The sequence below is a fragment of the Acidiphilium iwatense genome (genome assembly GCF_021556475.1).
Lineage (GTDB): Bacteria > Pseudomonadota > Alphaproteobacteria > Acetobacterales > Acetobacteraceae > Acidiphilium > Acidiphilium iwatense.
In genome coordinates this window covers 1-16,934 of the sequence record NZ_JAKGBZ010000009.1, presented here as the reverse complement: position 1 = coordinate 16,934, position 16,934 = coordinate 1, and the positions used below count along the sequence as shown (strand labels likewise).

At 64.0% G+C, this 16,934-nt stretch carries 15 protein-coding genes and 1 CRISPR repeat array; of the genes, 6 read left to right on the top strand and 9 right to left on the bottom strand.

Annotated features, from left to right (window positions below):
• Nucleotides 1-33: 33 nt before the first annotated feature.
• From L2A60_RS06395 to L2A60_RS06380, 4 genes are read right to left on the bottom strand one after another with little or no spacing between them, the layout of a single operon-like run.
• Nucleotides 34-828: a pentapeptide repeat-containing protein gene (locus L2A60_RS06395; RefSeq protein WP_407932526.1), complete on the bottom strand. Its 795-nt coding sequence runs from the start codon at nt 826-828 to the stop codon at nt 34-36.
• A complete protein-coding gene (locus tag L2A60_RS06390; RefSeq protein WP_235703543.1) occupies nt 714-1,022 on the bottom strand; it encodes a hypothetical protein in 309 nt (102 codons plus the stop codon). Before L2A60_RS06390 ends, L2A60_RS06395 begins: the two co-directional genes overlap by 115 nt.
• Entirely contained in the window at nt 1,019-1,402 is a 384-nt protein-coding gene (locus L2A60_RS06385) for a hypothetical protein (RefSeq protein WP_235703542.1), read from the bottom strand. Before L2A60_RS06385 ends, L2A60_RS06390 begins: the two co-directional genes overlap by 4 nt.
• Nucleotides 1,403-1,408: 6 nt before the next feature.
• Entirely contained in the window at nt 1,409-1,858 is a 450-nt protein-coding gene (locus L2A60_RS06380) for a PAAR domain-containing protein (protein WP_235703541.1), read from the bottom strand.
• Nucleotides 1,859-1,981: 123 nt separating this feature from the next.
• On the opposite strand from L2A60_RS06380, the gene L2A60_RS06375 reads away from it, so the two are divergent.
• Both L2A60_RS06375 and L2A60_RS06370 read left to right on the top strand, forming a co-directional pair.
• Nucleotides 1,982-3,190: an alkane 1-monooxygenase gene (locus L2A60_RS06375; protein WP_235703540.1), complete on the top strand. Its 1,209-nt coding sequence runs from the start codon at nt 1,982-1,984 to the stop codon at nt 3,188-3,190.
• The gene (locus L2A60_RS06370; RefSeq protein ID WP_235703539.1) at nt 3,190-4,263 is read left to right on the top strand and encodes a 2Fe-2S iron-sulfur cluster-binding protein; all 1,074 of its coding nucleotides are present in this window, start codon (nt 3,190-3,192) and stop codon (nt 4,261-4,263) included. Before L2A60_RS06375 ends, L2A60_RS06370 begins: the two co-directional genes overlap by 1 nt.
• Before the next feature lie 22 nt (nt 4,264-4,285).
• On the opposite strand, the gene L2A60_RS06365 is transcribed toward L2A60_RS06370, so the two are convergent.
• The gene (locus L2A60_RS06365) at nt 4,286-5,524 is read right to left on the bottom strand and encodes a lipase (protein ID WP_235703538.1); all 1,239 of its coding nucleotides are present in this window, start codon (nt 5,522-5,524) and stop codon (nt 4,286-4,288) included.
• Nucleotides 5,525-5,640: 116 nt separating this feature from the next.
• Here L2A60_RS06365 and L2A60_RS06360 point away from each other — a divergent pair, with 116 nt between their 5' ends.
• From L2A60_RS06360 to L2A60_RS06350, 3 genes are all read left to right on the top strand, one after another.
• Nucleotides 5,641-6,438 (top strand): ubiquinone biosynthesis protein COQ4, encoded by a 798-nt coding sequence (locus L2A60_RS06360; protein ID WP_235703537.1) that lies wholly within the window; start codon nt 5,641-5,643, stop codon nt 6,436-6,438.
• Between the two features lie 230 nt (nt 6,439-6,668).
• Nucleotides 6,669-7,361, top strand: coding sequence for a glycosyltransferase family 32 protein (locus L2A60_RS06355; RefSeq protein ID WP_235703536.1), 693 nt, complete (start codon nt 6,669-6,671; stop codon nt 7,359-7,361).
• Nucleotides 7,362-7,435: 74 nt separating this feature from the next.
• Nucleotides 7,436-7,819: a flagellar basal body L-ring protein FlgH gene (locus L2A60_RS06350; protein WP_235703535.1), complete on the top strand. Its 384-nt coding sequence runs from the start codon at nt 7,436-7,438 to the stop codon at nt 7,817-7,819.
• On the opposite strand, the gene L2A60_RS06345 is transcribed toward L2A60_RS06350, so the two are convergent.
• The 4 genes from L2A60_RS06345 to L2A60_RS06330 all read right to left on the bottom strand — a co-directional run bounded on the left by L2A60_RS06345 (nt 7,810) and on the right by L2A60_RS06330 (nt 13,989).
• Nucleotides 7,810-7,968: a hypothetical protein gene (locus L2A60_RS06345; protein ID WP_235703534.1), complete on the bottom strand. Its 159-nt coding sequence runs from the start codon at nt 7,966-7,968 to the stop codon at nt 7,810-7,812. The two genes, L2A60_RS06350 and L2A60_RS06345, sit on opposite strands and share 10 nt — an antisense overlap.
• Nucleotides 7,965-9,617 carry an AMP-binding protein gene (locus L2A60_RS06340; RefSeq protein WP_235703533.1) on the bottom strand — a complete coding sequence of 551 codons (1,653 nt, stop codon included), beginning with the start codon at nt 9,615-9,617 and terminating at the stop codon, nt 7,965-7,967. Before L2A60_RS06340 ends, L2A60_RS06345 begins: the two co-directional genes overlap by 4 nt.
• Before the next feature lie 136 nt (nt 9,618-9,753).
• Complete coding sequence (locus L2A60_RS06335; protein WP_235703532.1) at nt 9,754-13,203, bottom strand: indolepyruvate ferredoxin oxidoreductase family protein; 3,450 nt, start codon at nt 13,201-13,203, stop codon at nt 9,754-9,756.
• A 645-nt stretch (nt 13,204-13,848) separates the two neighbouring features.
• Nucleotides 13,849-13,989: a hypothetical protein gene (locus L2A60_RS06330; protein WP_235703531.1), complete on the bottom strand. Its 141-nt coding sequence runs from the start codon at nt 13,987-13,989 to the stop codon at nt 13,849-13,851.
• Between the two features lie 337 nt (nt 13,990-14,326).
• On the opposite strand from L2A60_RS06330, the gene L2A60_RS06325 reads away from it, so the two are divergent.
• Complete coding sequence (locus L2A60_RS06325) at nt 14,327-15,544, top strand: tyrosine-type recombinase/integrase (protein WP_235703530.1); 1,218 nt, start codon at nt 14,327-14,329, stop codon at nt 15,542-15,544.
• 84 nt (nt 15,545-15,628) lie between these two features.
• Nucleotides 15,629-16,914: direct repeats of the CRISPR family, unit length 32 nt; unit sequence GTTTCGATCCACGCCCCCGCGCGGGGGGCGAC.
• Between the last annotated feature and the right edge of the window lie 20 nt (nt 16,915-16,934).

Sequence of the window (16,934 nt, the reverse complement as noted above, 5' to 3'; positions counted from 1 at the left end):
TGCGGTTTCGGCGGGGACGATGCGTTTGCGAAATCACGCGGCGATTTCGTAGCCGCGCCTGAGCGTATCGTAGATGGCGGCAGCGGTCGCTTCCTCGCCCTTTCCGGCGGACTCGATGAGGTCGTAGCGTGAAATGATATCCACCGGCTGTTCGTGCGCGAAGCGACAGGTGATCTCAAGGTAACGGGCGATAAGTTCTCGGGGCCGCCCATCCGCCGTTTGGTCGAGAATGGAAGCGCGCTCCTTGCACATCTTCGGCAGATCGGCGGTGAAGGCGCTGCCATCCGCCGGCATCTTGACGGATCGGAACGGCAAGCCACCCCGCACGTCGATCCATTGCAATGCCGCCTTCTCGAAGCTGACATCGGTGAACCCGGCAAATTCCGGCTTTCCCTTGCGCACACAGTCTTCAGGATCGTAGGCACCCCGGAACGTCAGGTCCTGGAACGCGCCCTCGAACCGGCAGCTCACGAACCCGCTGCACGCGAAATCCACCCCGCTCAGCTTCTTGAACACGAAAGAACAGTTGATGAAATGCGGATCGCCAAAGACCGTCTTCGTCAGCTTCACGTTCTCGAAATGGCAGTTGACGTAGCGGGACTGATATTCGCCCCTGGCGCTGCCGCTGGTATCGAACCCGATCGCTCCGACCTGCCATTCGCCTCGGTAGAACCGGCAATTGGTGAAGGTGGAGCCGTAGTCTCCAAAATTGTTCATGTCGACATAGTCGAAGACGCAATCCTGAAAAACGGAATGTTCGGCGTTCGTCTCGGCGAGCGAAGCGGCGGTGAAATCGCATGACCTGAACACGGCATGGTCCAATCGCATTTTTCGCCGGGCTGTGGGGGGCATATCGTAAGCCCGCGTAGATCGAACAGCCCGTCCTCGGTCTTGCCGAAGGGCTGGGTTCGCAGCGCCTCGTCCGGCTCGATCCCGGTCCAGCGCTCGCGCCACGCGGTGAACTGCTTCGGGGAATAGCGCTTGGGAGGGCGGGAGGGTGAAAGATCGGTCATGAGACTCACGGCAATGGCAGAATATCGTCGATGATCGGCAGGTCCGGCTGTTCCGGCAAGATGGCGGTGTCCGGCGGTGGCCCTTGCGGGGACACGGGAGCGATCCTGGGCGGCGGCATCGGCGGCTGCGGATCGATCGTCTTGCCGCTGGTGTCCAGGTGCATGAGGTCATCGCCGTATTTCAGCCGATGTGCCGGCAACTGGCCCTCGGTGGTCATGTCGTACTGGTCGCCGGTCTCCTTATCGATGAAGTCCGGCCTCTTGTTCGGCTTGCCGGTGACCCGTTCCTTCAAATCATCATCTTTTTGAACTTGCTTTCGTGCCTCCTTGTCGATCTGGGAGCCGCGAAACCGGGGTCTTGCCCGTTCGTCGTTTTTGATGGCGTCCAATTGTCGTTATGTATAAGCTTGATCGCCCATTTCATCGATTTTTCGCGCTGAATTGGCCGTGTGATCCTGGAGGCGCCGGAAAACCTGCTCACGGGTCAAGAGGGCATGCTGGGGCGTGGTCGTATTCGCCGCCAGAACGACCGCTGGCGCCGGCGCTCCGCCCATCCCGATCAGCACGGTGGGCAGGCCGCCGACGATCACCCCGCCATGGGCGGTCTGATCGCCCATCCGCGCCGCCGGCATCCCGTTGATCAGCACGGTGGGCGAGCCCATCACGATCGTATCGGGCGGTCCGACGCAGGTGACCAGATCGCTCACCCTTGCCGCCGGCAGACCGCCGATCAGCACGGTCGGAGACCCCGTGACGATCGGCCCGCCGACATGCGGCACCGGCCCGTCGCTCTCCGGGCAGGTGTGCAGGTCCGTCATCCGCGCCGCGGGTTTCTCGCCGGCCATCACCCCCGGATAACATCGGGACGGGCGACGAAAAGCCGGCGGCTGCATTTTTCGCTTGCGCTATTGACTATTTTGTCATTAGTGTGGCGGAAATCACCCGAGGCAATAAGGGACGTCCGTACCATGCAGGCTACAGCACGCAGTCTTTCGATCACCGCGATCGCCGTCACCTTCACCGTCCTGATGACGCTGGGCGGCTGGCGCTATTATCTTGCCGCGATCATCATCACCGGCGTTTTCGTCGGGCTCGATCTGGTCAGCGGGATGGAGACCGAAGACCCGGAATATCGCCATCCGGGGCAGATGAACCTTCAGCTCTACCTGGTTCTGCCGCTGATGGTGGTCTATCTGGTGTTCTATGCGTGGTTCCTCGGCGGCTATCTCGGGGTGGCGGGCGATCCGCTCGGCCTCGGCGCGGCGTTCCAGCATGTCACCGGCATCGATCTTCTGGCGGTGCGGACGCATACCAACCTGCCGGAACTGATCGTCGGCGCCTATTGCCTCGGCACGATCTGGGCCGGGTTCGGCACCGTGGTCGGCCATGAGCTGACCCACCGGACCTGGAGCAAGACAGCGATGATCGTCGGGCGCTGGCTGCTCGCGCTGACCTGCGACGCGAGCTTCGCGATCGAGCATGTCTACGGTCACCACCTCAATCTCGGCACGCCGTCCGACCCGGCGACCGCGTATCGCGGCGAGACCGTCTATCATTTCATCGTCCGCTCCACGCTCGGCCAGATCAGAGGGGCGTGGCATATCGAGGCGCGCCGGCTCGCGCGGACCGGGCACGGCGTGCTGTCCCTGCGCAACCGGATGTTCACCGGCTGGGCGATGTCGCTCGTCTATGCGGCGATTTTCTACGCCTTCGCCGGCTGGGCCGGGGTCGCGGTGTTCTTCGTCACCTCGCTGTTCGGCAAATGCTATCTCGAAGCGGTGAACTTCATCGAGCATTACGGGATCGTCCGGGTGCCGGGGGCGGCGGTCGAGCCGCGCCATTCCTGGAACTGCAACCACCGGATCTCGTCCTGGATGCTGTTCAACCTGACGCGCCATTCCCACCACCACGCGATGGGCGACAAGCCCTATTGGGAACTCCGCTCCTACCCAGACGCGCCGATGATGCCCTATGGCTACCTCACCATGATCTATATCGCGCTGATCCCGTCCTGGTTTCGCCGCGTGGTCGATCCCGCCGTGCTCGACTGGGACCGCCGCTATGCCGCACCCGCCGAATATCCCCTGATCGAGGCGGCGAACGCGGCGAGTCGGGATGCCAATTTCATCGGCTCGCGCGCGCATCTCGGCGGCGCGCCGCTGGTTGCGGCGGAATAATGGCGCTGTTCTCCCGGCTGTTCGGCGGCGGAGCACAAGCGCCTTCCCAGGTCCGCGTGCTGCCCGCCGATATCGGGTTCGCGGTCGGCCCGAAGCAGACCGTGCTGCAGGCCGCACTCGACCAGGGTTACGCCTATCCGCATAATTGCCGGGTCGGCTCCTGCGGGACCTGCAAAACCAGGCTGGTCTCCGGCCAGGTGCGCGAACTGACCGACAAATCCTACCTGCTGAGCGATGAGGAAATGGCTGCAGGGGTGATTCTCGCCTGCCAGTCGGTGCCCAAGGGCGATCTGGTGCTCGAGAATTTCGGGCTGATCGCCGGCGGGCCGCGCCACGACGTGGTCGCGACCGAAGCGCGCATCGCCGCACTCGACCGGCAGACCGGCGATATCATGCGGCTCACCCTCGATCTCGCAGAGCCGGTCGCCTACACCGCCGGGCAATATGCCGAACTCGCGCGCGGGAGCGAGCCGGCGCGGCAATTCTCCTTCATCGACGCGCCCGACGAGGGCGGGACGCGCCGCGCGCGCTTCTTCATCCGCCGCGTGCCGGGCGGGGAGCTCACCTCGTGGCTGTTCGATGCGGCGCGGCCGGGCGATAGGCTTGCGCTGCGCGCGCCGTTCGGGGATTTCTTCCTGCGCCCCTCGACCGCACCGATCCTCGCCATCGCCGGCGGCTCGGGGCTCGGCCCGGTGCTCGCGCTGCTCGAACAGGCGCGGCGGGACCGGGTGTCGCGCGACGCGACCTTGATGTTCGGCGTGCGCAGCGAGGCGGATCTGTATGCGCTGGATGCGATCGCGGCGCTCGCGCGCGGCTGGATCGCGCAGTTCCGCTTCGTCCCGGTCCTGTCGGCCGAGCCGGACGGTTCCGGCTGGGCCGGGGCGCGGGGCTTCATTCACGCTCATCTCGGCGCGATGGAGCCGGTGGCGCTCGCATCGTCCCACGCCTATCTGTGCGGGCCGCCGGCGATGATCGACGCGGCGATTCCGGTGCTGAACGGAGCCGGGATCGGCCGTGCCGATATCCGCTACGATGCGTTCACCGATCGCTCGGTATTGGCGGCGGTCGCCTGATCGGACGGCCGCCGCTCTCCGGTCAGGCTGCCAGCGCGCTCGCGGCGATGCCGTGCGCCGCATCATACGCCTTGATGAATTGCGGGATGGTGTAGCCGCCGGCCGGGAACACGGTGCCATTCATGCTGCCCAGCGTATCGGAGACGCCGAGCGGCGACAGGGCGATACCGAGATCGTGCGCCTGGGTGCCGGGCAAATGATATTCGGCCATCAGCACGGCCAGCGTTGCCGGCACCGTGAGCTGATTGAGTCCCGGATTGTTCCAGCTCGCGACTGCCTGGGTCAGTTGCGTCTGATCGGACGGCGTGCCGATCATCACCACCTGGCCGTAATGCGGCAAACTGCCCGATTGTCCCGGCGCGTAGGCGGGGGCGAAGGGCTGCTCGCCCTTGATGTCCGACGCGTAATTGCCCACCGGGTCGCCATAGGTCACCACATCGACGAAATTGGCGCCGGTGCCTGCCGCGGTCGCCGATTTCGGGATTCCGGTCGGCTCGAAGCCGATGCCGCCCAGCCCGGTCTGCTGGGCGACGTATTCCGCCTCGATTCCGCCCAGCGAATGGCCGGTGACGAACACGCTGCCCGGCGAAATCCCCTGCTGCGCGGCATAGCCGATCACCTCCCTGGCGAAGGCCAGCGCGCCGGTTTCGGCCTGCGGCGTGGTTTTCGCGTAGATTTGCACGTCGGTAGCGACCTGGGTGAGGGCGATCAGCGGGTTGACCAGGAGATTGTCGCCGCCGGTGGTGCCCTGATAGGCGATGATGATCTGATTCTGGTCGGTCACCCAGACTTTCGCGGACAGGCCGGTGATTTCGTTGGTGATGCCGAGCTGCCGTCCATCGACCAGGAACGGGCGCATGCCGGGCGGCGTGCCGCCGAGCGTGTATTCCGCGTTGGCGGCATCGAGAAATTGCGCGACCGTCGGCGTGGCCGCGGAGGGTTCGATGGGCACGATGGCTGGTTCCGCGCCGGCGACGAAGCCCATCGATTGCGGAATCCCGAGAGTGGTGCCCCCGATTGCCGTGCCATTAATCAGGCTCTCCGGCGCGCCGAGCAGGTCGCTGGCGAGGGTGGTAAGGCCGGTCGCATTGGCGAGATTGTCCAGCGTGTCGATGCCGGAGGAGATCGCGGCGAAGGTTCCGGTCGGCAGGAAGGGCAGCGTGCCCGGCGGCAAGGCGAACGCATCGGACAGGGCGGTTCCGGCGCCGACCACGGTGTTCAGCAGCGCGGTTTCGGCTTGGGAAAACAGGGATTCGGACATGGTTTCTCCGTTTTTGGTGCCTGGACGTCAGGGGCGGCGCCGCGCGCCCATGGTTTTGAGATTGACTTTAACGAACATTTCTGTCAACAATTAATCAGGAAATCAGGGGACCGGCAATGTCCGACATCACCGCATCCGTCAGACCGAAATCGCCGCGAATCCGCCCGTTCGACGCGGCGCTCGCGCTGTACCGGCTGCTGCGCGATCCGCAGGACACGCGGCAGGTGTTCCGCCTGACCGATGCGCTGCGCGGCAAATCCGGCGTGGCACCCTATCAGCGGTTCCGCGCCTCCCCGGTGGGGGCGCGGGCGATCGCCGAGCAGCGCCATCTGCTCACCGCCTTGTCCGATCATGCGGCACTGTCCCGCCTGCCGGAGGGCAGCGTCGGGCGGGAATATCTCGCTTTCATGCAGGAGCAGGGGCTGAGCGCGGAAGGGCTGGTAACGATTTCCGGCGACGCGCTGGATAGTCTGAACAACCGCGAGGACGGCGCCAAGCTGTTCGCCCGCAGGCTGCGCGACATGCACGATCTTTGCCACATCATTACCGGCTATGGGCGTGACGAACTCGGCGAGGTGTGCGTTCTCGCCTTTTCCTATCCGCAGCAGAAGATCAGGAGTTTCGCGGTGATCGCGGCACTCGGCGCGCTGCGCACGACGCAGATGCTGCGCCGCGCCGGGCTGCCGCGCGAGGGTGCGATCGCGGCGGTGCGCGAAGCCTATCGCCATGGCAAATCCGCCGCCTGGCTGCCCGGCGAGGATCTCGAAGCCTTGCTCACCGAAGATCTGATCGAAGCGCGGCGCCGCCTCGGCATCGCGCCGCCGACGCGTTACGACGCGCTGATGCGCCGCATTCGCGCGGCCACCGGGCGCGATGTGAGCACGCTGTCGGAGTTGGTCACCACCCAGCACTGAGCGGCAGCGCGTATCTCTAGAGCAAGGTAGGTTTTGATTGAACCATAGGGTTCGATCAAAACCGGCCAATTTGCTCGCCAAAATATGAGTAGAGCGTGATCGGCTTGAACCGATCACGCTCTAAATTTAGAGTTGCATTAAAATTGAATCATTTACGTTGAAAACATAGATGTAAAATCTAAATTCCAGAAAATGAGATTGAAAAATCTCGATTTCTGGGATTTTTTTGGATGATCCCACCGTCGATCCATCAGCTCTGGATCGACCCGAATGCGCGTGCCGGGAAGGATTTGGGCGACCGGGAACCGGCGGCACTCCCGGCCGATGTCGCGGCGAATTGCCTGGCGTGGCGGCTGCTGCATCCGAATTTCGGTTACAAGCTCTGGCGGCTCGGCGAGGTCGCGAGGCTGGCTCGCCTGCAGGATCGCGCCGATGTGTGCGCCGCCATCACCGCCTGCCGGTTTCCGGCGATGCAGGCCGATATCGCCCGCCTGTTCCTGCTCGAAATGGATGGCGGCTTCTGGGTCGACCTCAAGCTGCATCCGCTGATGCCGTTCCTGGACCGGCTGATTTTCGACGATCTCGTCGTCACCGAGCATTTTCCGAAGGACAACCTGCAGGAGCCGAACGGATTTCTGATCAACAGCTTCATCGGCGCGCGTCCGTATCATCCCTGCATCAGCGCAGCACTCGACGGCGCCGTCCGCAATGTTCGCCGGCGGATGGCGGGTTCGATCTTCTACGTCACCGGGTCTCCGGTGCTGATGGAGGCGATCGGGGCGGTGCCCGATCGCGGCAAGTACCGGATGCTCGACCATCAATCGGTATGGGACCATCTGTTCGAGATTCGCGGCGGTTCCTATAACGAAGGCGGGCTGCACTGGTCGCAGCGCCAGGAGCGGGAATCGGCGTTCCGCGCTTGACTGCCCGCCGGGCGGGGCCAGATCAATATGGCTATCAATATGGCTTGACGTTGAATCGCGGAGCGATGCAACGTATGGCGGCTATGGCGTGGGCCGATAAACGGGCTGTTCTGGTGCTTCCGGTGATTCTCGCGCTGGCGGGGTGCGCGATTGGGCCGAATCTGTCCAAACAAATGTCTGCCTATGTCGGACGGCCGGAATCGGCCCTGATCGCCGGTCTCGGTCCGCCGAAGCAAAAGATCGAAGCCGGGGACACCACCTATTTCATTTATGACCGGATCTGGCGAACCTATGTGCCGGGATATACCGGCGGGCCGCTTTTCGTGGATCAGCGACCGTCTCTCGGCGGGATTACTCCGAACGTTCCGGGCCGGACCTATTACGATACGTGCAGGATCGGTTTCGCCGTGAGGGATCGGGTGGTTCGATCGGTCGCGCTGCGCGGCGATCATTGCTGAGGGGGCAGGGGCGGGATTTCCGCTTGAGCTGCATATAGGCGCGCAGGGCGGCGAAATCCGGCGCGCGCCACCGCGAGAAGGGCCGGAATATCGCCCGATTTGCGCGCGGCCATGACCTCGGTTTCCAGCGCGGTCGCCAGATCGCTCATCCGACTTCTCCCTTGTTCAAGCCCAATTCCGCGATCATGGTGTCGCGCATGATGAATTTCTGGATCTTGCCGGTCACCGTCATCGGGAACTCATCGACGATTTTGATGTAGCGGGGGATTTTGTAGTGGGCGATCTGGCCGTCGCAGAACAGCAGGATTTCGGCTTCGGTGAGGGTTTCGCCGGCGGCGGGCTTGATCCAGGCGCAGGGGACTTCGCCGTATTTCGCATCGGGGACGGCGAAGACCGAGGCGGAGGCGATTTTCGGATGGCGGAACAGGAACTCTTCCACCTCGCGCGGATAGATGTTTTCGCCGCCGCGGATCACGATGTCCTTGCTGCGCCCGACGATGGTGCAATAGCCATCATTGTCGATCACGCCGAGATCGCCGGTGTGCATCCAGCCGGCTTCGTCGATCGCCTCGCGGGTTTTCGCCTCCTGGCCCCAATAGCCGAGCATGACCGAATAGCCGCGCGTGCAGATCTCGCCGCGTTCGCCGCGTTCGACGATTCGACCGTCGGTATCGATGAGTTTGACTTCGAGATGCGGATGGATGCGGCCCACGGTGGCGACCCGGCGTTCGGGCGTGTCGTCGGTGGCGGACTGGAAGCTGACCGGCGAGGTTTCGGTCATGCCATAACAGATGGTCAGTTGATTCATGTGCATCCGCTCGATGACCTTGCGCATCACCTCGATCGGGCAGGTGGTGCCGGCCATGATGCCGCCGCGCAGCGATGAGAGGTCGAAGGATGCGAAATCGGGGTGGTCGAGTTCGGCGATGAACATGGTGGGCACACCGTAGAGATGGGTGCAGCGCTCCGCGGCGACGGCTTCGAGGGTCGCGCGCGGGTCGAAGCCCTCGGCGGGATAGATCATGGCGGCGCCATGGGTGATCGCGGCGAGATTGCCCATCACCATGCCGAAGCAGTGATACAGCGGCACCGGGATGCCGATGCGGTCGCCGACGCGAAGTTTGCAGGCCTCGCCGACGAAATAGCCGTTGTTGAGGATGTTGTTGTGCGAGAGCGTCGCGCCCTTGGGCGCGCCGGTGGTGCCGGAGGTGAACTGGATGTTGATCGGGTCGTCGAATTGCAGGGTGCTGCTGAGGGTTTCGAGCCGGGCGCGGGAGTCGGGGGTTGCCGCTTCGGCGATGTCGGCGAAGCGGATCATGCCGGCGGGTGCGGGATCGTTGCCGATCGCGACGCGCAGTTCGAGATGCGGGAGTTGTTCCGGTGTCAGTTGATCGAGCATCGCGATGTAGTCGCTGGATTTGAAGCGCCGGGCGAGCACCAGGGCCTTGCACTGGACTTCGTTCAGGACGAATTCGAGTTCCGAGATGCGGTAGGCGGGGTTGATGGTGACCAGGATCAGCCCGGCCTTGGCGGAGGCGAATTGCAATATCGCCCATTCGGCGTTGTTGGGCGAGAAGATGCCGATGCGGTCGCCGGGTTCGAGGCCGAGCGCGATCAGGCCGGCCGCGCAGGCATCGACGCGGGTTTTGAGTTCGGCGTAGGTGAGGCGGAGGTTCTGGGCGCGGACGATCAGGGCGTCGCGACCGGCGTGGTCGCGCGCGGCGCGGTCGAGGGCGGCGCCGATGGTCAGGCCGAGGCGCGGGGTAGTGCTGAGGCCCTGGACGTAGCTCGCTGGCATGTGTCGCTCCCTTTTTGGGGAGGGTAGTCCAGGGTTTTGCGAGGGGGAAGTGGCGTTTCCGGGCTCCGATGGCGACAAGGCGCCCGGAGATGGATCGCTTCACCGCTTCGCGGTTCGCGATGACGGGGATTCGCTCCTATTCCGCTGCGATTCCGAAATGGTCAGGGTCGGAGGTCGCCTGGGTGGGCGGCGCGGCGAAGAGATCGTCGAGCGCCTGCCAGAGCGGTGCCACCGCGCGCAGATTGGCCTCCTTCACATGGCCGAAGCCGCGGATCTGGGCGGGCAGGCCGGCGAGTTCGACGGCTTTGGCGAGGTTGGTTGCGTCGAGACCGGCGAGGGCGGCGCGGATCGACGCCTCGTAGCGGGCGATCAGCGCGCGTTCGGTGCGGCGTTCCTCGGTATAGCCGAACGGATCGAGGGCGGTGCCGCGCAGGAACTTGAATTTTTCAAGCGCGCGGAAGGCGGTGAGAATCCAGGGGCCGAATTCGCGCTTTTGCAGATGGCCGGTGCGGGCATCGCGCTTGGCGAGCAGCGGCGGGGCGAGGTGCAGACGCAGTTTGGTGTCGCCGGCGAACTGGGCGGCGAGGCCGTCGCGGAATTCGGGTGCCGAATAGAGCCTGGCGACCTCGTATTCGTCCTTATAGGCCATCAGCTTGTAGAAATTGCGGGCGGCGGCTTCGGTGAGTGCGGCCGAGCCGGTGCGAAGTTTCTGTTCGGCGGCGCGGACCTCGGCGAGCAGGGTCATGTAGCGCCCGGCATAGGCGGCGTTCTGATAGGCCACCAGTTCGTCGCGGAATTTGGCGATCATGGTGTCAAGATCGGGGGTTTCCGGTTTCCGCGTGTTGGCGCGGGCGGGGAGTTTGGCGATGACCTGATCGGTATCGATCGCGGCGGCGCGGCCCCAGGCGAAGGCGGCGAGGTTGAGCGCGACCGCCTGATTGTTGAGGCGAATGCCCTCCTCGATGGATTGGCGGGCGACCGGCACTTTGCCGAGTTGCCAGGCATAGCCAAGAACGAACAGATTGGTTGCGATCGCGTCGCCCATCAGCGCGGTGGCGAGGCCGGTGGCGTCGATGCTGGCGAGGTTGGGCTCGCCGACCCGTTTGGCGATGGTCTGGCGCAGGCGGCGCATCGGCAGCGAGAAATCGGGGTCGCGGGTGAATTCGCCGGTGATGGTTTCGTGCAGATTGACCACGCTGGTTGTGGCCTCGCCCAGGCAGTCGAGGGTTTCGTGCTCGCCGGAGACCAGCGCGTCGCAGCCGAGCAGGAGATCGGCGCGGCCTTGCGGAACCCGCAGCGCCTGGCCGGTGCCGGCGGCGCCGCCGAAGCGGACATGCGAGACCACCGCGCCGCCCTTCTGGGCGAGGCCGAGAACGTCGAGCACCGAGACGGCCACGCCGTCGAGATGCGCGGCCATGCCGAGCAGCGCGCCGATGGTGACGACGCCGGTGCCGCCGATGCCGGCGATGACGACGTTCCACGGGCGGTCGAGCGCGGGGAGTGTGGGTTCAGGCAGGTTGGCGGGGGCGGCGTGCAGCGTGGCCTCGGGTTTTTTCAGGCCGCCGCCATGGACGGTGACGAAGCTGGGGCAGAAGCCCTCGACGCAGGAGAAATCCTTGTTGCAGGAGGACTGGTCGATCGAGCGCTTGCGGCCGAATTCGGTTTCGACCGGCACGACGGAGACGCAGTTCGAGGTTTTCGAGCAATCGCCGCAGCCTTCGCAGACGCGCTGGTTGATGAAGGCGCGCTTCGCCGGGTCGGCCATGGTGCCGCGTTTGCGGCGGCGGCGTTTTTCGGTCGCACAGGTCTGGTCGTAGACCAGCGCGGTGACGCCTGGGGTTTCGCGCACACTGCGCTGCACCGCGTCGAGGTCGCGGCGGTGATGGATCGTCACCCCCGGCGCGAGATCGGTCACGCCGTGATATTTTTCCGGCTCGTCGGTGACGATGTCGATGCGGACGACGCCCTCGGCGGCGAGCTGGCGGGTGATCTGCGGCACCGTGAGCGGGCCGTCGATATGCTGGCCGCCGGTCATTGCCACGGCGTCGTTGAACAGGATGCGGTAGGTGATGTTGACGCCGGCGGCGACGGCGGCGCGGATCGCGAGGATGCCGGAATGGTGGTAGGTGCCGTCACCGAGATTGGCGAAGACATGGGTTTCCTCGGTGAACGGCGACTGGCCGATCCAGGCCACACCCTCGGCCCCCATGTGGGAAAACACGTCGGTCGAGCGGTCCATCCAGGTGACCATGTAGTGGCAGCCGATGCCGGCCATGGCGCGCGAGCCGTCCGGCACTTTGGTGGACGTGCTGTGCGGGCAGCCGGAGCAGAAATGCGGCACGCGGTGGGCGCCGAAATCGAGCGTGTTCGCGCCGGCAATGTTGGCGCGCAGATTGGCGAGGAGCTTGCTTCGCGCTTCGCTCGGCATGATCCGCTCGACGCGGTCGCCGAGCGCCAGGGTGACTTCGGCGGCCGAGAGGTCGGATTCCGGTTTCAGCAGGGTGGCGCCGGCCTCATCGGTTTTGCCGAGAACGCGCGGCGCGTTGGCGGTACCGTAGAGGATGGATTTGATCTGGTTTTCGACGATTGGCTGCTTTTCCTCGACGACGACGATTTCATCGAGACCGTTCGCGAAGTCGCGGATGATCTCGGGCTCGAGCGGCCAGGTCATGCCGAGCTTGAGCAGGCGCGCGCCGTCCAGCGCGAGGTCGGCGCGCGCCTGTTCGACATCGAGGAAGGATTTGCCGGCGGTGACGATGCCGATCCGCGCACCGGGTGCGGCGTCGATGATCCTGTTGATCGGATTGGCGCGCACGAAATCGAGCAGGGCCGGATAACGGACGCGCAGCACGCGGGCTTCCTGGTCGAGGATTTTTTCGTGCAGCCGCATGGCGACGAGGGATGAATCGATATCCGGCATGACGATGGACAGGGCTTCGGGGTCGGTGGCGATCGAGGCGGTGCAGTCGATGATCTCCTCGACCGTCTTGAAGCCGATATAGAGGCCGGAATGGCGCGAGGCGGCCCAGCCGTAAAGGCCGAGTTCGAGAATGTCGGCGATCGAGCTGGGGGCGAACACCGGAACCCCGGCGGCGATCAGCGCCTGCTCGCTCTGGTTGGCGATGGAGGAGGATTTCGCCGCATGATCGTCGCCGGTGACGACGAGAACGCCTCCAAGGCGCGTGGTGCCGGCGTAGTTGGCGTGTTTCATCGCGTCGCCCGAGCGATCGACGCCGGGGCCCTTGCCGTACCACATGGCGAAGACGCCGTCGTTTTTCGCGCCGGGGAACAGCGGGGTCATCTGGCTGCCCCAGATGGCGGTCATCGCGAGGTCTTCGTTGAGGCCGGGTTTGAAGACGATATTTTCGGCTTCGAGAGCTTTGGCGGCGGCGAACGCCTGGATGTCGAGCCCGCCGAGCGGCGAGCCGCGATAGCCCGAGAGAAAGCCGGCGGTGTTGAAGCCGGAATTGCGGTCGCGCCGGCGCTGGGTGAGCAGCAGGCGGATCAGCGCCTGGGTGCCGGTGAGGATCATGCGCCCCCCGGTTGCGGTATAGCGCGCGTCGCGAGCGAGTTCGGCGGTCTTCATTCAGTTACGTTCCCCTGCGCCGGAGCCCCGGCGCGTTCGTCCTGTTCCAACGCCCGGCGGCGTGTTCCGTTGGACTCAAGTATGTGCCGATGGATGAGGATTTGCGAGTAAAATCAACAATCTGGCCGGAGATTGGATCGATCCGGGCTGGATTTTCCAATGCTTCAGGACAGAGCCGCGCATGGTGTTATGGTGATGGCGGCGAGCGGGTCGACGCGAAATAAAATTGCGCAAAGCCGTTGTGCGGTGCCGAAGTAAATGGCAGCTATTATGTCTTTGTTTCGAGATCTATCACGTGAATGTGATGTGAGTGTGCGGCCGGTTGCGGGGTGTTACCGGCCGGTGACGCGGTTTCAATGAACCCGGTCCTGCTTATGCCGTGCGCCGCTCCCATATCCGTGATCCCACAATTTGGAGAGACCCAATGTATTGGGGTGGCGGTTTAGGCACGATCATCATCATTCTGCTGATTCTGTGGCTGCTCGGGGTGATTTAGCCAACGATAGCCATCTATGGAGTTCATGCCATGGAGTTCATGGATGGATCGCTTTGTCGCTTTGCTCCGCGCGATGACGGCTTCGGGGCAGGCCAAGATGCCATCGGCCAGAGCCGTGCTCGCGCGAGACGGATCGGAGCTGATCGAAATCAGCCTGAACGTCCCTCGTGTTTGGCGGCGAGCGGTTCGTCGGTCGTCATGGTTCCGGCGCGGCGGCGCAACGCCCTGATCGCTTCGAGGGCGCGGCCGATTTCGGCCTGACGCGCCCGCGCCTCCGGTTCCTGCCGCATTCGCGGATGGCGTTTTTGCCCCGGCGGGCTTGCCGTCGTCCATGGTTCGCTTCCAACCAGCCAGGACGATTCCCCGATCCAAGCATGGATGCGAGGATTCCCGCTCGGTTGCTCCGGCGCGGCGGTGTTCCTATACGTCCGGCCAGCCCAATCGCCCGACAGGATATTTTTTAATGCCCAGCTATCAATACGTCTACGTGATGACTATACTAAAATAAGATATTGATTTTTAACGTTTTTTCACTTTAAAAACGTCTGCACAGGGCCTACACAGGTATCGAAGATCAAGGGGTTACGCGCCCCATCTGCACAGAATCTGCACAGAAAAGGAGACATCATGTCCTTTCTGGTCGATACTCAGACGCTAAAAACCGGGCTGATCATTTTCCGCCGTGCGGACGTGAAGCATCGGAACTGGTACTGCCGCATCAAGCTGCCGAACGCGGACCGCTATAAGACGTTCTCGCTGAAGACCTCAGATATAAACGCGGCACGGGATAAGGCCTTTGACCAGGACGCCGAGGTGCGATTCTCGGTCAAGCATGACATCCCGGTTTTCAATAAGCTGTTCAGCCAGGTGGCGCAGGAGTTTTCCGCCTTTCAGAAGGAACGTGCGGAGGCCAGGCAGATCAGCCGCCACCGCTGGCGGGTGCTGGACTCCCATATCCGCTCGCAGCTCAACCGCTACGTCGGCACCGTCCAGATCAGCCAGATCGGCAAGGACCGTTGGACATCCTACCCCATCTGGCGGCAGAAAAATGGCAAAGGCCGTTCGGGGGGCATGGTCAGCGAAGGCACGATACGGGATGAGATGGCGACTTTTCGCTCCATCCTTGGGTATGCCGCCCGCAAGCATTACATCCGCGAGAGCCAAATTCCGCAAGACAGGCTGCCCATGAGCAAGGCTCGACGCGAGGAGTTCGCGCCGGCCGAGTACCGCAAGCTCCATATGTTTGCGCGAGGATGGGTCAAGGAGGCGCGAAACAGCTTGAATAGCTGGTATCGCACGGTCGCCTATAATTTTGTACTCATCATGGCGAATACCGGCATGCGGCCGTCCGAGGCAAAGAATCTTCAATGGCGCGATGTTTCAGTGCAGACCGACAAGCAGGGTCGTCCGTTTGTGCGGCTGAACGTCCGGGGGAAGGGCAAGCACCGGCATCTTGTCGCGGCGTCCAATGTCGCGACATACCTGGACCGCATCCGGGCGATCACCAAGGCCAAAGAGCCTACCGATTGCGTCTTTACTAACGAGGCCGGGGGCCCTGCCGCCACGCTCTACCACTCGCTCGTGGAGGGTTTGCTGACCGATTCGGGATTGCTCATGAGTTCGTCGGGCAGTCGTAGAAGCACGTATTGCTTCCGGCATACCTATGCGACGTTCCGCCTTACCGAGGGCGTGGACGTTTATTTCTTGGCAAAGCAGATGGGCACTTCCGTACAGATGATTGAAAAGCACTACGGCCATGTGAACCCGGTCAAAAATGCCGATCGTATTCTTCAGGGGCTGCCGGGGTGGGAACCTGCCGCCGCCGTCCCTTCAGAGTCGCGCTGAAGCGCGACGACGGCGCGGCCTTTTCGGGCCTGAAGGCCCGCTCTTCTTCTTTTTACGGCCGCGCGCGGCCGCTTTTGTTATGTTGTTTCGATCCACGCCCCCGCGCGGGGGGCGACGCGACCGTGCCAAAGGACTGGCATTATGAGGAGGTTTCGATCCACGCCCCCGCGCGGGGGGCGACCAGCCGAAATTGCGCGATAATGACGAACTCGATGTTTCGATCCACGCCCCCGCGCGGGGGGCGACGTCACTGGTCCCATCGAATCTCGCCGCGTCCATGGTTTCGATCCACGCCCCCGCGCGGGGGGCGACTCTGGGCAGCTATCGCGACAAGTCGGCGCTCTGGTTTCGATCCACGCCCCCGCGCGGGGGGCGACGTTCGTGCTGGACATGTCATGCGCTCCTAGTTCTGGTTTCGATCCACGCCCCCGCGCGGGGGGCGACGTCAGCTGGCCGAACTCAAGGTTATCATGTATCAGTTTCGATCCACGCCCCCGCGCGGGGGGCGACTTGTTAGCGGAGAACAGGATTCCGATCATCACAAGTTTCGATCCACGCCCCCGCGCGGGGGGCGACTCGTGTCGGCCGGCTGCGTATAGATGTTATAGGCGTTTCGATCCACGCCCCCGCGCGGGGGGCGACTGGCGTGATGGACGTTTCTGACCTCGATAGACTGTTTCGATCCACGCCCCCGCGCGGGGGGCGACTCGATTTCGCGCCGCATATCAATGATGCCACGATGTTTCGATCCACGCCCCCGCGCGGGGGGCGACCCGCGCCCTACCTCGAACGCGCCGCGTCGATCGGTTTCGATCCACGCCCCCGCGCGGGGGGCGACGTTCGTATCAGTCACTCGCCTATCAGGATGCGCTGTTTCGATCCACGCCCCCGCGCGGGGGGCGACTCGCGGGTGCCGCGCAATACGGCGGCGAGCTCTCGTTTCGATCCACGCCCCCGCGCGGGGGGCGACACCCGATGATGATGATGGCGCCGAGCCATGTCATGTTTCGATCCACGCCCCCGCGCGGGGGGCGACACCGCTTATCCGCGCCGAATCAATTACCCACGCGGTTTCGATCCACGCCCCCGCGCGGGGGGCGACCTATGGTCCGCGTGCCGTCGTCATCATCCGCAAGTTTCGATCCACGCCCCCGCGCGGGGGGCGACGCGGCCTCCGGTGCATGGGTGTCGCTCGCGGCGGAGTTTCGATCCACGCCCCCGCGCGGGGGGGCGACTTGGCGATCATGGGATGCTTTGAAAGCCACAAAGTGTTTCGATCCACGCCCCCGCGCGGGGGGGCGACTTGGCGATCATGGGATGCTTTGAAAGCCACAAAGTGTTTCGATCCACGCCCCCGCGCGGGGGGCGACGGCCGCCGGTCGAATAGACG

What these genes read in the sequence shown, in the direction of transcription:
- L2A60_RS06365 (WP_235703538.1), bottom strand. Translation starts at nt 5,524, where the DNA reads ATGTCCGAATCCCTGTTTTCCCAAGCCGAAACCGCGCTGCTGAACACC.
- L2A60_RS06330 (WP_235703531.1), bottom strand. Translation starts at nt 13,989, where the DNA reads ATGCGGCAGGAACCGGAGGCGCGGGCGCGTCAGGCCGAAATCGGCCGC.
- L2A60_RS06335 (WP_235703532.1), bottom strand. Translation starts at nt 13,203, where the DNA reads ATGAAGACCGCCGAACTCGCTCGCGACGCGCGCTATACCGCAACCGGG.
- L2A60_RS06370 (WP_235703539.1), top strand. Translation starts at nt 3,190, where the DNA reads ATGGCGCTGTTCTCCCGGCTGTTCGGCGGCGGAGCACAAGCGCCTTCC.
- L2A60_RS06380 (WP_235703541.1), bottom strand. Translation starts at nt 1,858, where the DNA reads ATGGCCGGCGAGAAACCCGCGGCGCGGATGACGGACCTGCACACCTGC.
- L2A60_RS06345 (WP_235703534.1), bottom strand. Translation starts at nt 7,968, where the DNA reads ATGAGCGATCTGGCGACCGCGCTGGAAACCGAGGTCATGGCCGCGCGC.
- L2A60_RS06360 (WP_235703537.1), top strand. Translation starts at nt 5,641, where the DNA reads ATGTCCGACATCACCGCATCCGTCAGACCGAAATCGCCGCGAATCCGC.
- L2A60_RS06375 (WP_235703540.1), top strand. Translation starts at nt 1,982, where the DNA reads ATGCAGGCTACAGCACGCAGTCTTTCGATCACCGCGATCGCCGTCACC.
- L2A60_RS06350 (WP_235703535.1), top strand. Translation starts at nt 7,436, where the DNA reads ATGGCGGCTATGGCGTGGGCCGATAAACGGGCTGTTCTGGTGCTTCCG.
- L2A60_RS06395 (WP_407932526.1), bottom strand. Translation starts at nt 828, where the DNA reads ATGCGATTGGACCATGCCGTGTTCAGGTCATGCGATTTCACCGCCGCT.
- L2A60_RS06325 (WP_235703530.1), top strand. Translation starts at nt 14,327, where the DNA reads ATGTCCTTTCTGGTCGATACTCAGACGCTAAAAACCGGGCTGATCATT.
- L2A60_RS06340 (WP_235703533.1), bottom strand. Translation starts at nt 9,617, where the DNA reads ATGCCAGCGAGCTACGTCCAGGGCCTCAGCACTACCCCGCGCCTCGGC.
- L2A60_RS06355 (WP_235703536.1), top strand. Translation starts at nt 6,669, where the DNA reads ATGATCCCACCGTCGATCCATCAGCTCTGGATCGACCCGAATGCGCGT.